Consider the following 14033-nt stretch of genomic DNA (forward strand, 5'->3'; position numbering starts at 1 on the left):
TGTTTATAGCCATCTTGTTTTGATAGCGCTTTCTTTAGAGACTATCATCCATTAAGCGTTATTCACATATAAAGAAAGTAATAATAGTTTTATTCATTTTTTTCACGCCTGAAAACGAAAAAAATCCCATTGATGAAAACGAATTTCATCAACTGGGATTTAAATGTGTTTTATTTTATATTTTCTTTCCGGCCTTCCAATGCTTCCATACAAAACCTCAACTTCCATTTCATCACAGGAAACTAAATACTCCAGGTATCTGCGCATGGTTGAATAACTAATTCCAACGAGCCGGCCTAGTTCATCAGCGTTTAAACTGCCATTGACGTTTTGAATCTTACTTCTGACCATTTTCAGGGTATGTTTGTCTATCCCCTTGGGAAGAGAATTTATTTGGACATCATTTGCTGTATTTGAATTACTTATGGTCCGAAAAAGAGTATCCACTTTATCTTGATTTACCAAGTCGCTATTATGCAACTGCCGTCTCGTCAGGTCGTATTGGTTGAGCGTCACAAGAAGCTTATCGATAATGATCGGTTTTATAAGGTATCCAAAAGCCCCTCCCCTAATCGCTTCACTGACTGTTTCGGTATCGTTCGCGGCGGTGATCAGAATTACATCAATCCCCCGGTATTCCTTCCTAATTTCCCGAAGAAGGTCAATTCCATTCATATCAGGTAAAAAGATATCCAATAAAATTAAGTCCGGTTGTGCGGCATGCAATATATTCAGTGCTTGCTTGCCTGTGCTAGCTGTAGCAATGACAGTAAATTGATCTAGTTGATTCGTAAATTGTTTATATATATTCACTGCATTCTCGTCATCTTCAACAATGACAACTGTAATCGGTCCTTCGGACATTCTCACGCCTCCTTCTCTGCTTTAATATCCTTCGGGAAGACGATTGTAAATCTTGCTCCGCCCAAATAACTACGATCAATATAAATTTCACCGCTTAAAAGACCAAGGGAGTTTTTTACAATGGCCAAACCGATCCCATGATTTTCCCCATTTTTAGTCGTATAACCATCTGTAAAAATAATATCCTCCATTGCATGAGGGATACCAGGACCGTTATCCTCGATATCAAATATAATTTCGTTTCCTAAATCCGTAAACGAAACTTTGACCTGTCCCTTATTTTTGTTCTTTTGCCGTGCTGCCTCCATCGCATTATCGATGACATTACCAATAACGGAAACCAAGTGATGGGAATCCTCAGGTTTTAATGAACTGTTTAAATTGCTTTCCTGCTCTATTTCTAAGATAACCTGCAATTCTTTTGAACGGTTTATCTTTCCAAGTAAACAGGCGGCGATTAAAGGGTCCTTTACCGATGACATAAGAAACGAAATGATATCTTGCCTCTCTCTCACTTCAGAGGAGATTATGTTCATTGCCCTATCATACTGTTTTAAACTAAGTAATCCATAAATGGTATTTAATTTATTTAAAAACTCATGATTTTGTGCCCGCATATTTTCTGAAAAGGCCTTGATTTCTGAAAATTCATCTGTTAATTGTTCAATTTCGGATACTGTTCTTATTGTTAAGACAATGCCCCTGACGTCATTATGATTTAAGATAGGGGATAAATCCAAAATGTATAGCTGTTGGCCTAAGAGTAACTTACGATTGAACTGTCCCTCCTTTGTGCTGATCACTATTTTGATGAGTTTTTCTAAATGTCCATTTACAATCCGCTTTCCCACCATAAGCTGATGATCATGAAACAATTCACGTGCTCTCTTATTCATGGAAGTAACCTGTTTTTCAATATTAATCGTAATGGTAGCATATCGGATGGCATCAAGTGTCGCTTCCCTTTCTTGAAAAAGAAAAGAAATTTCCTCAGGCTCTAAACCTAAAATAAGCTTTTTTAAGCGTCGCGCTATAAATATTGCCCACACGATTCCTACACTGATTGGGATAAGTGACAAATGAATAATCTTCATTTTATAATTGGATAGTTGATCTTGCACATTCTCTACCAAAAACCCTACAGATGAAACACCGATAACTTCCCCTTTATCATTCCAGATAGGCGCCTTAGCTTTAATCGCTGGTCCCGATATCCCATTTCCTTGATAAATAATTGCTTTGTGTTCATTGAGAACTGCATCATTACTAGTAGCCGTAGGCTTCCCGATATATTCTGGATTGGGATGGGAGTATCGTAGTCCTTTATCGTTCGCAATGGTTACATAATCGGCACCTGTTGTTTGACGAATCATTTCTGATGCGGGTTGAATCACCTTTGAGGGCTCTTCATCGTTAAATCCCTGGATGATCGTTGGATTTTGAGCCGCTAATTTGGCCACCGTCATTGCTTGCCTACCCATATGGTTTTCGACGATGTCTTCCAGCAGTGTAGAGAATAGAATGCTCACAAGTAAGGTACTGATAAAAACAACGAATATGATAAGTAATGTCATTTGAGTTAATAAGTTCACTCTAATTTTAAACATCTACATTTATGCCCTTAGCCTTTCCGTATTGATTGCTCATACTCGTATAGTAAATTAATGATTGAGACGGGCGGGAGAAACTTTTCCTTTACAAAGTTCACCTGGTTAATAGTTCTTCCCATTCTGCAAGTGAAAGTTTTTCGGTCATATGCTTATATGCATCAGGGACTTTTATCGAACACATAAGTTCGAGACTATTGCCATCGGGATCATTGAAATAGACGGAAGCGTTTCCTTGGTTCGGACGCACAAAAGGTTCAATCGTTGTCCTTTTACCAAAAGGGACGACTTCAATTTGCAAGGATTGAAGCCAAGTTAATGCATTTTTCATATTATCATAAGTTACCCGAAAGGCGATATGCCTTAGTGAAGGGTGGTATGGAGTTTGATATTCCTTTCCTTCCCATAAGCCGACCCAGCTTTTGTTTTCCTCGATCCAAAAGAAGGCAGTATCCTCATCCCTCCAAGCTAGTTTCAAGCCTATTTTCTTATAAAAATCCATAGAGATGGCCAGGTTCTTGACTGGCAAATGGGCTTCATATAAACCTTCTATCATATTACATTCTCCTTTCTCCTTTTAAGTAAACGAACTCTTTTGCCGGGAAAATATCTCGCGATTATTTACTCTTAAGTACTTTGCGACCGTCAAGCGGTCTATCCTCGGTTAGTTTACAGTGAAGGTCCTTTCTGTGACAGCCGCTACCTCCCCCTCTTTTCACAATTAGAAAAGTGGAATGTAGTCTATTATATAGAAGAAAATGGATTTAAAGGTTCCAACTATAATGGTAGAATGTTAGCTTTTGACCCGTATCCGCACTCATTTCCTCATTAATCGAAATCCGTTCAAAACCGTTTTTCACCAAAACCTTTTGGGAGGCGATATTGTCGCTTGTCGTTTTGGCATGTATTTGAGTCACATTCAATTCCGGCGCCAGCTTCACCAAAAGCTTTAAAGCTTCGTTCGCAATCCCTTTTTGCGTAAACGCTTCACCGATTCTATAACCGACATGAGCTGTACCATTAATCGGGTCGATATCCACAAGATTAATCCTGCCGACGATTATGCCTGAACCATCCTTAATCAAATAAAAAGAGGAGATGGAATCTTCCTGTTCTTTTAATAATTCCTTATGCCTGATTCCAAACGTTCCAAAGCTATAATAATCATCTCCCCGGCCTGGGACCGTTTGCTCGAAAAACCTTCTATTATTGCATTCAAATGCAAATAACGCTTGTGCATCCCGTTCATTAAGTCTGTCAATGTATATATCCATCATTCTTTCATCCTTTCAAAAAAACGCTAAGCATAAGCCTGATATATCATTCAAGAAAACCAAGGGCTTATCCTTCCTGATGAATATATTTAGAATAATTTTTCATTCAACAGTCTTTAGTAGCAATCAAGTGTTTTTGTTAAAGAATCTATTTTTAATCGTTCGATTTTACCAACATACCGTCTATATCGATAACACTGTCGCATACTGACAAAATTTGATACCCTCAATACCATATCATTCCAAGTGCGATTGGAATCATCATACCGACTAACTTCTATAAAAATCCAAGGATTGTTGAGAATAAATCTTTTTACACACGTTGTATTAAGTGTAAAAGCTTTTACAAAAAAACAAGGGGAATCATGTCATGAAGTCTACTGATAAAAATTTTATAAAGCGATTGCAACGCCAAGAAGAAGACGCATTGGAATTCATAGTGGATACCTATTTGCCACTAATCAAGGGGGTCACATATAAGGTTCTCTCTCCTCTTAAGAACGACGGTGTCATGGAAGAATGCATCAATGATATTTTTCTTTCAATATGGAACCATTCAAAAAAGTTCCATGGGGATACAACAGATTTCAGAAAATGGATTTGTGCGATCGCTAAGTTTAAAGCGATTGATTATTACCGAAAAGCCATGAAGAAAATGGAGCTTACATCAGGTTACACAGAAGTAGTTCCAGAAAAATCTGCAGAAGACGAACTAATTATTCTGGAAGACAGAAAAGAACTGCTTCAGTTAATTGACCTTTTAGAACCTGTAGATCGGGATATTTTTATCATGAAGTACTTTCTTGGTTTAAAAAATGAGGATATCTCGATAAAACTCGGGTTGACCAAAGCATCAATAGACAATCGAATTTATAGGGGAAAAAAGAAGCTAAGTCAAAAAGCTACGAATCTTAAGTTAGGAGGCAGTGTCGTATGAAGGATATTTATGAATTGTTAAATGATATAGACATAGACGAAACTGAATTTAAGGAAATGGAAGTCACCGAACTAGAAAAAGCTAAAGTCAAAAGGACCCTAAAAAAATCATTAAGCACAAAGAAAAAAATGAAACGCTGGCAAAAGAATGTTATGGCTGCTTCTATTATATTCGGGTTATCCACCGCAACCATTGGATTCTCGTTTACCGCTTCTGCTAAAAGCATTCCTTTGATAGGGGATATTTTCAGCTATTTTAGTAATGAAAACTCAGGTTTCTCCGATGATATCAAGAATGATGGAAAGGGTCTTTATAGTGATTATAAGGCCTACTCTAACGAAATTGGCTTTACCGAAGAAAGCAATGGCCTTACTTTCACGATAAATGACGCCATTTATGACGGAAAAACGGTAACCATCACTTATACTATTGAAAGCGAAGAAGATTTGGGTGACGGATCATTTCTTATTCCCAGCCCGAATATAAAAGAAATGAAAGCCCAAGGAGGATCGGATGGAATTTCAAAAGTAGCTGATAAAAAATATGTAGGCTTATTAACGGTTAGTAACTTAGAAGATCTTAAAGTAGATAAAGTAAATATAGACTGGGATATAAACAAGATTAGCATTACCGACATGGATAAAGAGATAAAAGGAAATTGGAACTTTGCTTTCTCTCTAAAAGCAACTGAAAGTAACGAGAGGTTCGTCAATAAAAGTGTGAATCAACATGGTGTAAAAGTATCCGTCGAAAAACTATCGATCTCGCCAATGTCCTTTGTGGTTGATTATCATCAAGAAGTGTCCGACTCAGTCAAAAACAAATGGGATGAAGCCTATGTGGAATTGACCATTAAAGATGACTTAGGGAATGTATACGATGGTCAAGAAAACGGAGGAAGCGGTATTGATTCTTATAATTTGAACTTCAGCAAAACATTTCAAAAAATCGATCCAGATGCTACGCAACTGATTGCGACACCACATGTAACATTACGTAATTTCACTTCAGAGAACCACGGAGAAGTAACCATAACGGAAGATGGTGAAGAAAAGGTGTCATCCTTCCCAACAAAACCAAGAAGTGCTCCAAAAGAGTTGGTATTGGATGATATCGTGATTGATTTGAAGAAATAGCAATTTTACCTACAAGAGGTATACTGAACCCTAGATCCCAGAGTGGAGAAAGGTTCATGTATACCTCTTTTTTGTGACTTCTTATTCAGTCCATGAATATGGATACATACATGAATTACTTGAAAAGTCAAAAATAAATTATTTTCTTCTGGTAAAAAATCAACGGATGATGTATCATAGTCATCAGATATTCATTATTCTCATTTGGTTAATCGGAATTAGGAGGAATATATATGATTGGTTATGTGTTTTTAAATCTTGCCATAATGCTCGTTCTTTTAGGCGTTTTATTTTACATGAATAAGAAGCATATTTCCTTTACAAAAAGGGTCTTTACTGGACTTGGTTTAGGGATTGTATTCGGACTTCTTTTGCAGTATTTCTATGAACCTCAGTCAGAAGCGATCGTTAAATCGGTCGATTGGTTTAACATTGTAGGTTCCGGCTATGTCAAGTTCCTGCAAATGATCGTCATGCCGCTTGTCTTCATTTCAATCTTATCGGCATTCACAAGATTGAAACTGACTAGCAATATTGGAAAGATCAGTGTCCTGATCATCGGAATCCTGCTTGGAACGACTGCGATTGCAGCAGCTGTCGGGATCACTTCGGCAACTGTATTCAATTTGGAAGCCGTTCAAATTGAGCAAGGGGAAGCGGAGTTAAGCCGCGGGGATCAAATATCGGAAACATACGGTACGATTCAGGATAAAACGATGCCGCAGCAAATCCTTGAGTTGATTCCGTCCAATCCGTTCCTTGATTTAACGGGAGCACGTCCGACATCAACCATTTCCGTTGTAATTTTTGCTGCATTTCTTGGGATTGCCTATTTAGGGGTCAAAAGGAAACAGCCTGAACATGCTGAATTTTTTGCTAAAATAGTAGATACATTGCACAGCATCATCATGCGCGTAGTAACCTTGATCCTGCGTTTAACACCATACGGGATCTTGGCGATCATGACGAAGACTGTAGCAACGAGTGATTTGGATGCCATCCTGAAATTGGGGAAATTCGTAGGTGCCTCTTATGTCGCCCTGATTGTCATGTTCCTCATCCATTTATTGTTGCTGACGCTTGCAGGATTGAATCCAATCGTGTATTTGAGAAAAGCTTTCCCGGTATTATCGTTTGCCTTCACTTCAAGAACAAGTGCAGGAGCTCTGCCATTGAACATCCAGACACAGAAACAACTAGGCGTATCCGAGGGTATTGCCAACTTTGCCGGATCCTTCGGCTTGTCGATCGGTCAAAATGGCTGTGCCGGAATCTATCCGGCCATGTTAGCGGTCATGATCGCTCCAACGGTTGGAATCAACCCACTAGATCCTTCCTTTATCGCCATGTTGATTGCCATCGTGGCCATTAGCTCTTTCGGGGTTGCGGGTGTAGGTGGAGGAGCAACATTCGCTGCCATCCTCGTATTATCTGCAATGAACTTGCCAATCGCCTTGGCCGGACTGTTGATTTCCGTCGAGCCATTGATCGATATGGGAAGAACGGCTGTAAATGTCAGCGGAAGCATGACTTCCGGTATTCTAACTAGTAAAATAACGGGCGACCTTGATAAAGAACAGTTCAGCGAAGAATCATCTTTGAAAATTGAAGCTGAAATGTAAAAGAAAAAAGCATCGGACTTCCTGTCATGGGAAGTTCGATGTTTTTTTACATAGGCTGTACATTCAATTCTGGCAAAATTCTTGGTGCAAAAAGTTATATGGGAATGATGATTGTAACCCAAGTTAAGATAAAATTCATTTTATATAAGTACATGCAAGATATTTTCTTGTTTCTTATATCTTCCCTTTATTTCTCCAACACCATTAATTGTAAGCGAATCAATGTTTTCAATGGGTTCATTCTCTAATATAAGGTGTATTTTATTTATCTTTCGAATTCCATCATCTACATGGGCAATAACCTGTTGTTGAATAAGAAAATCTTGATTGTTCATTCTTACTTTTATAAAGCTCTTATGTAAAAGTCTATCTTCTAATGGGATGATATTCATCGGGTCAAAGGATACAGCAGTTATTTCCCCTTCAATATATAGATGAATTCCTGCTTTTTTATTAAACTCTTCAAATGCTTTAATTCTCTTTTCTTTAGCAAAATTAATGACTTCCTCTGTTTCAGGACTTATTTCCACATCCGCCATTGAATATTCCATATAGTCACAGGACTGCTGTTTTAATAGGTCATATAATGTATCTCCTTTATCAAAAAAACTTTCCATCCAGCCTGGTGAAAGCTCCTCTAGTAACAAACACATAAACAAACCGGAACTATAACAACTTCTTCTAATACTGGAAGTAGATTCATATTTGTTTATTAGTTGTTGTGCATACTTTTTTAAAACTGAATGGTAATCAAGCGGGCTTTTTTCCGAGTAAGCCCTCAATTCGACATACCACGCAGGTCCCTCAATGGTTTCAATCAATTTTTCATATGTTTGGTACTCTTCAATCTTACCTGCTCTTTTTTCCCTTAGGCAAATGAAAGCATTAAGGTATTGTTTCTTCTTTATTAGGTTATTTTCCAACAACGCACGATAAAGGTTTGTTCGTTCCTGATTTCGTAATTCCACATTTTCTTTTGACAAAGGATATGTGATTCCCATCATTTCATCGGGAAACCGTTTTTCCTCCTTTATATATTGATAGCCGTGAAATAATTCATGAACGAGCAATGAATATAAATCTTCATATTCCTCATAGCAATCCATATTAACAATTGCAGTGGGATATTCTTCATACATAATGATTGTGTCAGCAGTAAACTGGACATCCCACTTTAAAATATGATATGTACATGGTGGATTGTTACTGAATTTAGGATGATTGAATAGATAAACATTGCTCTTATCATATAATGCATATGCAACAAGTTCAAAACCCGGCCAATAATTTTCCAACTTTGCTTTAACCAAGTCTTCAGCAATTCGATCAAGATGATGAGGCATTCTTTTCCTCCCCTCCACTGTTTCAATTCGATTAAAAACATAATACCATACAATAATTTAACATGAATATCCAATTTTTAACAGAAAAACAAAAGCCACAGTAACATATCAGCTCATTGGAGCGAATATTCTTACGGTGGCTTTTTTACATGTGGTCACTTTTTAATTTGCCTTGCTGCGTAATGATTGGCCTGAAAACCCGATAGCGCATGGAACGTATACTGGACGGCTGCATATACCCCACATGCAAGGAGTATTCCTGCAAGTACATCCAATACAGCATGCTGCTTTGTAAATAGTGTGGAGAGGATGATCAGTGTTCCGAATGCAGTGACACTGGCATACTCCCATTTGTGCTCTTCTTTCCGCTTATGGGCGACGATCATCATGATGAATGTGGTCAGTACATGAATGCTGGGAAGACAGTTGACTGGTTGATCATGACTATAGATGAATCGCATTAACTGGGCAAAGATATCGTTACCCACCACTTCTGGACGCGGAACTGTCGTTTGCCAAAGGCAATATACAAGAAAACATAGAAGTTTCCCTGATATCAAACTGCCTAATCCTACGAAATAGTGCTTTCGGTCAACATAACAATAGTAAATCAGCAATCCATAAATATACGGATACCAAAGTAAATAAGGAACGGCAAATTCCTTAATAAAGGGAATCTCCCCATCTATTATAGTCGTAACATCGACAGCATGACCTGGAGATTGATTGATGATTGAATAGATGGAACTAGTAATCACCAATAGTAATAAATAATATAACGGGTGAAAGGATAGTATGGAATTGTTTTTCATAGCTCGCTCCGACTTTCAATATATTGGTTTTTTTCCAAAGATTATTATACACCATTTTTCACTAGATTAACTCTTTAATTGTTAAAGTTAATGATTCCCATGAACTAGTAAAATGGATATCTCTTACTTTTCATCAGACTAAGAATACATAACGAAAGCCATGGCATATACCACGGCTTGAATTGAAACTATATGCGAGAAGGCAAAAGTGATATTTCCGCCTTCTCTAGATTTTGTTATGGCGTTTTTTCCATACAAACGTTAAGGAAATGAAGATGTAGATGCAAAGTGTAATGATCGTAACGATTATGGATGTCGTGAAAATGATTCCGATCAGGATCGTTATTAAAGCGATGATCGCAGCCCAAGTCGTATACGGGAACCATTTTACCGAATAGGCACTTGTTTTTCCGGACTGTTGTTTACGTGATTTCAAATGGGCGAAAGCAATGATCAACCAGATGAATAATACGGTATATCCCAGCGAACCCATTAGGAAATCGAAGGTCTTGCTTCCAACAAATAAGGAAATCAGTACACCGCCATATAAAGCGGATGTACACATTAAAATTGCGGGAACAGGTACTTTCTTCTTGGATAAACGGGAAAAGATTTTCGGGATGCGACCATCCACGGCTTGAGTATACAGAACACGCGATGAACCATACAACCCGGAGTTCATCGATGAAATGATCGCTAATAGAACAACGGCGTTCATAATATGGTCGGCTCCTGGAATCCCGATCATTTGAAAGACCATTACAAACGGACTTTCCTTCACCCCGTTTACTTCGTTCCAAGGAATTAAGCTAACGATGATGAAAAAAGGGATGATATAGAAAGAAATGATCCTGACCAATGTACTGCGAACGGCTTTTGGAACCACTTTTTCAGGATTTTTCGTTTCAGCTAATGTGACCCCGATGATTTCCGTACCGCCATATGAATAGATTACCACCAGCATCGCCGTGATCAAACCTGTCGATCCATTCGGAAAGAAACCGCCATGCTCGGTCAAGTTAGAAAAACCGACGGCTGCATGATCACCAAAAGTAACGAGCAGCAACAATAATCCAGCCATGATGAACACAATGATGACCGTAATTTTAATTAAAGCAAGCCAGTACTCCGTTTCAGCAAAGACCTTTACCGACAGCAAGTTAACCGCAGTAACTAAAACCGAAACAGCTAATGCCAGGATCCAGATTGGATATCCGGGCAGCCAATATTGAATGAAAATCGCCGCAACCACTGATTCGGCCGCGATATTCAATACCCACATTTTCCAATAAATCCAATCCAGGAAATAGGCAGGATACTTTCCTAAGATCGATTGGACCAAATCCCTGAATGTTCGTGCACCGCTATTGCGGACCGCCATTTCAGCTAAACCTTGCATGATGAATAATAGGATGATGCCTCCTATCAAGTACGCAATGATTACGGAAGGGCCTGCCATATCAATGGCTGAACTACTTCCTTTAAATAAACCTGCCCCGATGGCACCGCCTAATGCCATCATCGTAATATGCCTTGAAGTCATTGTCCTCTGTAAATTCCGTTTGTCTGTTTCCATATCCTTACCTCCCAAAAATCAAAAAAAGCATATCGTCTCTTCCTTCATAATCAAATGAAGAAAGAGACGATATGCCTTAAGCTTACCGCGGTACCACTCTTATTGGCTCTTTTTTAGAACCCTGCTTTAAAAACCTTGTAACGAAGGTCAATCGTTAAAACAAAAGAATGGAATCATTCCTATCTTTCGCTTCACCACTCCCAGGCAAGTTCAAAGTATCATTGGACTGCGTTGCACCAACCCGCAGCTCTCTTCACCGAATAATGAGCTTTTACTACTCCTGTTCATTGCGTTTCGAAAATTATATCTGAATATTTTTAATAATATCCCATACTATACGGACTCAAAGCAAATTTGTCAATAACTTTCTTAGGATAATATTTTCCAAGCAACAAATCATGGGAAATCTTGTTGAGCCAATATAACGAAAATTGTAAAATACTATATATCATTTCTACCTTAGTAATTATTTTCTTCCGTTTAATTCTGCCACCCCAATGTGCCTCACTGGATGGAAAGGCAAAACCGTGACCTTCCACTCTATCCTCAGTTGCCCCTTTGTTTAACCATATATTTACTGTTATAGTATTTATATGAAGAAAATGAACCGAACGAATAACTTACTATCTGTTTGGAGGACATGATGAAAAAAACGTTAATGATTATGATTTTTTTATTATCTGTTTTGGTTGGGTGTAGTAACGGTGATAAATACATGAAACTTTCTGGGGAGAGCGATCATTGGACAGGAGAGTATGTTGCAACCGCTACCGAAGATTCGGAAAATGGAACCTATACTTTTAAATATAAAAATGTTGATAGGGATGTATTTTTCAAGACTTTGGAGATTTCAATTAATGATGGTGAAACTAAGCAGAATGAAACAAACATTGAAGGACCAACCATTGAAATTCCAACTGCATGTAGCGGCTGTTCAGTAACTAATGAAAGTTTCCCTATACATATTACAATTAATTGGGATGGTAATGAAGAAAGCTTTACTTTAGAGCAAAGTAAATAAAGAGGAGGGCGCATTCGCCCCTCTAGGCCAATTAATTTCCTTTGTTTACAAGCGCAGCTAACATCTGAAATAAGTAGCCAACGTATAGGCAATGACGAAAAGGCTTCCCGCAATAACAACTAATGACACCGTTCTAATTAGCACAAATTTCTCTGGGTCACAAATTCATCCAGCCCTTCCGTTTTATAATAACCGAACACTAACTCCCGTTTACCTAATCAAATCAATAGATTCATAAAAGCCCAGACTCCCCTAAACGTTTAAAACTCCATCCCTAACCATGAAGCGGCCACCATCAGAACCCCAACGGCAATCACTATAACCGGTCCTACAACAATTAATCCAAATAGCAATGAAACTACTGCGTCCAGGAAGATTCGAAATGGTCCTGCTTTTCCCTTTTGCTGCTGCGTTAATAAGTCTTCAAGATGACCGACTTTTTGCTTCAATTCCTGCAACTCTTGAATCACTTTTGTGTCTTGATCCATTAAATACCACCCTCTACAATTAGCAATAAGTGTTAATTCTATCATTTTAATCCATTTTTAAAAAGTGAGATTTAACCTTGAAACTAAATCTATTTTAAAACTATTTTTTCAAATTCTGTCATCAGTGATACAATAACAAGGTCTGAATTCAACCAATCCATAGAACACGTGAGGTATCATATTTTTCATGAAAGCAATACGTTTATTAAAGAGTTTTAACTTTTTATATTTTGGACTGCTTGCCATTTTCATTCCGTTCCTACCAGTCTATCTGGCTGATCAAGGTTTGCGTCCAGCCCAAATCGGATTCATCGTCGGTACAGGCGGTTTTGTCACCCTCATCACCCAGCCTTTATGGGGAATGATCAGCGACAAAACAAGGACTATACGAAAAGTCCTGTTGTTACTCATCTTTTTCTCGAGCGTAATCGGTTATTTCCTCTATGATTCAAGCAGTTATCTTCAGCTTATCCTGTTTGCCATGCTGCTATATTTCTTTTTGATGCCGATCGATCCCCTGACGGAAAGCCTCAATTTTACAATGGCAGAGAAATCCGGGATCAGCTACGGCTCCATCCGGACATATGGTGCATTGGGTTATGCGGTCATATCGTTGATCACCGGCTATGTTATGTCATATTTCGGAGCGAACAGCCTTGCGTTCCTTTTTGCAGGCATAGGTTTGATCAGTTTCATTGTCAGCTGGATGATGCCTGATGCACCCGTTTCAGGGAAACCTGTCACCTTAAGCAGTCTTAAGCATTTTTTCAGCAATAAAGAGACGCTTCTCTTTCTGTTATTGGTCTTTATCTGTGCCGTTCCAGCAAGGATGAACGATACCTTCCTTGGAGTGTATATCCGGGAACTTGGAGGAAGTGCCAAGCTTGTAGGCTTGACCTGGTTCTTAGCTGCGGGAAGTGAAATCGTTGTATTCGCCCTAAGCTTCTGGTGGCTGCGCAAAGGCAAGGAAATCATCATCATTTCGTTTGCAGCAGCGTTTTTCTTTATCCGTTATTTCGTCTCTGCGTGGATTACCGATCCTCAGCTATTAGCTTATGTGCAAGTCATGCAGCTATTGACTTTCCCGATTTTCTACTCGGCGGCCATCCAATATCTGTATCGGATTGTTCCGGTGGAATGGCGTGCAACAGGCCAGACCGTACTGGCGCTGCTATTCTTCGGGGTTTCGGGAATCATTGCTTCTTATATAGGCGGGGCCATATATGGAGCATATGGCGGGAAGGCCCTTTACTTGTTCATTTCCTCCATCTCCTTTATAGGAATGGTATTCGCTTTGGTTCTTTATCGGATATACGGAAAGAGGCTCGATACCGCAGAGGAAGCTGTATAATC

The 14033-nt window shown here is 38.7% G+C and carries 13 protein-coding genes and 1 other annotated feature; of the genes, 5 read left to right on the forward strand and 8 right to left on the reverse strand.

Annotated elements, in window-relative coordinates; translation table 11 throughout:
- Positions 1-159: 159 nt before the first annotated feature.
- The 4 genes from ACIQ0C_RS06745 to ACIQ0C_RS06760 all read right to left on the reverse strand — a co-directional run bounded on the left by ACIQ0C_RS06745 (position 160) and on the right by ACIQ0C_RS06760 (position 3745).
- Complete coding sequence (locus ACIQ0C_RS06745) at positions 160-864, reverse strand: response regulator (RefSeq protein ID WP_403058381.1); 705 nt, start codon at positions 862-864, stop codon at positions 160-162.
- Positions 865-866: 2 nt separating this feature from the next.
- The gene (locus ACIQ0C_RS06750; RefSeq protein ID WP_403058384.1) at positions 867-2471 is read right to left on the reverse strand and encodes an ATP-binding protein; all 1605 of its coding nucleotides are present in this window, start codon (positions 2469-2471) and stop codon (positions 867-869) included.
- 97 nt (positions 2472-2568) lie between these two features.
- Positions 2569-3027, reverse strand: coding sequence for a VOC family protein (locus tag ACIQ0C_RS06755; RefSeq protein WP_402837978.1), 459 nt, complete (start codon positions 3025-3027; stop codon positions 2569-2571).
- A 208-nt stretch (positions 3028-3235) separates the two neighbouring features.
- Positions 3236-3745 (reverse strand): GNAT family N-acetyltransferase, encoded by a 510-nt coding sequence (locus ACIQ0C_RS06760; RefSeq protein WP_403058999.1) that lies wholly within the window; start codon positions 3743-3745, stop codon positions 3236-3238.
- A 370-nt stretch (positions 3746-4115) separates the two neighbouring features.
- Between ACIQ0C_RS06760 and ACIQ0C_RS06765 the strand changes: the two genes are divergently transcribed.
- From ACIQ0C_RS06765 to ACIQ0C_RS06775, 3 genes are all read left to right on the forward strand, one after another.
- A complete protein-coding gene (locus ACIQ0C_RS06765) occupies positions 4116-4682 on the forward strand; it encodes a sigma-70 family RNA polymerase sigma factor (protein WP_402837980.1) in 567 nt (188 codons plus the stop codon).
- Positions 4679-5818, forward strand: a complete 1140-nt coding sequence (locus ACIQ0C_RS06770; RefSeq protein WP_403058387.1) for a DUF4179 domain-containing protein — start codon at positions 4679-4681, stop codon at positions 5816-5818. The genes ACIQ0C_RS06765 and ACIQ0C_RS06770 overlap by 4 nt, the downstream gene beginning before the upstream one ends.
- 233 nt (positions 5819-6051) lie before the next feature.
- Positions 6052-7440 (forward strand): L-cystine transporter, encoded by a 1389-nt coding sequence (locus ACIQ0C_RS06775; protein WP_402837984.1) that lies wholly within the window; start codon positions 6052-6054, stop codon positions 7438-7440.
- A gap of 140 nt (positions 7441-7580) precedes the next feature.
- Here ACIQ0C_RS06775 and ACIQ0C_RS06780 read toward each other — a convergent pair whose 3' ends face one another.
- The 3 genes from ACIQ0C_RS06780 to ACIQ0C_RS06790 all read right to left on the reverse strand — a co-directional run bounded on the left by ACIQ0C_RS06780 (position 7581) and on the right by ACIQ0C_RS06790 (position 11171).
- On the reverse strand, positions 7581-8783 hold the full coding sequence (locus ACIQ0C_RS06780; RefSeq protein ID WP_403058390.1) for a hypothetical protein: 1203 nt from the start codon (positions 8781-8783) through the stop codon (positions 7581-7583).
- A gap of 155 nt (positions 8784-8938) precedes the next feature.
- Entirely contained in the window at positions 8939-9595 is a 657-nt protein-coding gene (locus ACIQ0C_RS06785; RefSeq protein WP_403058393.1) for a phosphatase PAP2 family protein, read from the reverse strand.
- 226 nt (positions 9596-9821) lie between these two features.
- A complete protein-coding gene (locus ACIQ0C_RS06790) occupies positions 9822-11171 on the reverse strand; it encodes an amino acid permease (RefSeq protein ID WP_403058396.1) in 1350 nt (449 codons plus the stop codon).
- 59 nt (positions 11172-11230) lie between these two features.
- Positions 11231-11468, reverse strand: a binding site (T-box leader).
- Between the two features lie 343 nt (positions 11469-11811).
- On the opposite strand from ACIQ0C_RS06790, the gene ACIQ0C_RS06795 reads away from it, so the two are divergent.
- Complete coding sequence (locus ACIQ0C_RS06795; protein WP_403058399.1) at positions 11812-12192, forward strand: hypothetical protein; 381 nt, start codon at positions 11812-11814, stop codon at positions 12190-12192.
- Between the two features lie 260 nt (positions 12193-12452).
- Here the strand turns inward: ACIQ0C_RS06795 and ACIQ0C_RS06800 are convergent, their stop codons facing one another.
- Positions 12453-12680, reverse strand: coding sequence for a hypothetical protein (locus ACIQ0C_RS06800; protein ID WP_403058402.1), 228 nt, complete (start codon positions 12678-12680; stop codon positions 12453-12455).
- 187 nt (positions 12681-12867) lie between these two features.
- On the opposite strand from ACIQ0C_RS06800, the gene ACIQ0C_RS06805 reads away from it, so the two are divergent.
- A complete protein-coding gene (locus ACIQ0C_RS06805) occupies positions 12868-14031 on the forward strand; it encodes an MFS transporter (protein ID WP_403058405.1) in 1164 nt (387 codons plus the stop codon).
- Positions 14032-14033: the final 2 nt, after the last annotated feature.

This window comes from Peribacillus sp. NPDC096448 (assembly GCF_044762675.1).
GTDB classification, from domain to species: domain Bacteria; phylum Bacillota; class Bacilli; order Bacillales; family DSM-1321; genus Peribacillus; species Peribacillus frigoritolerans_B.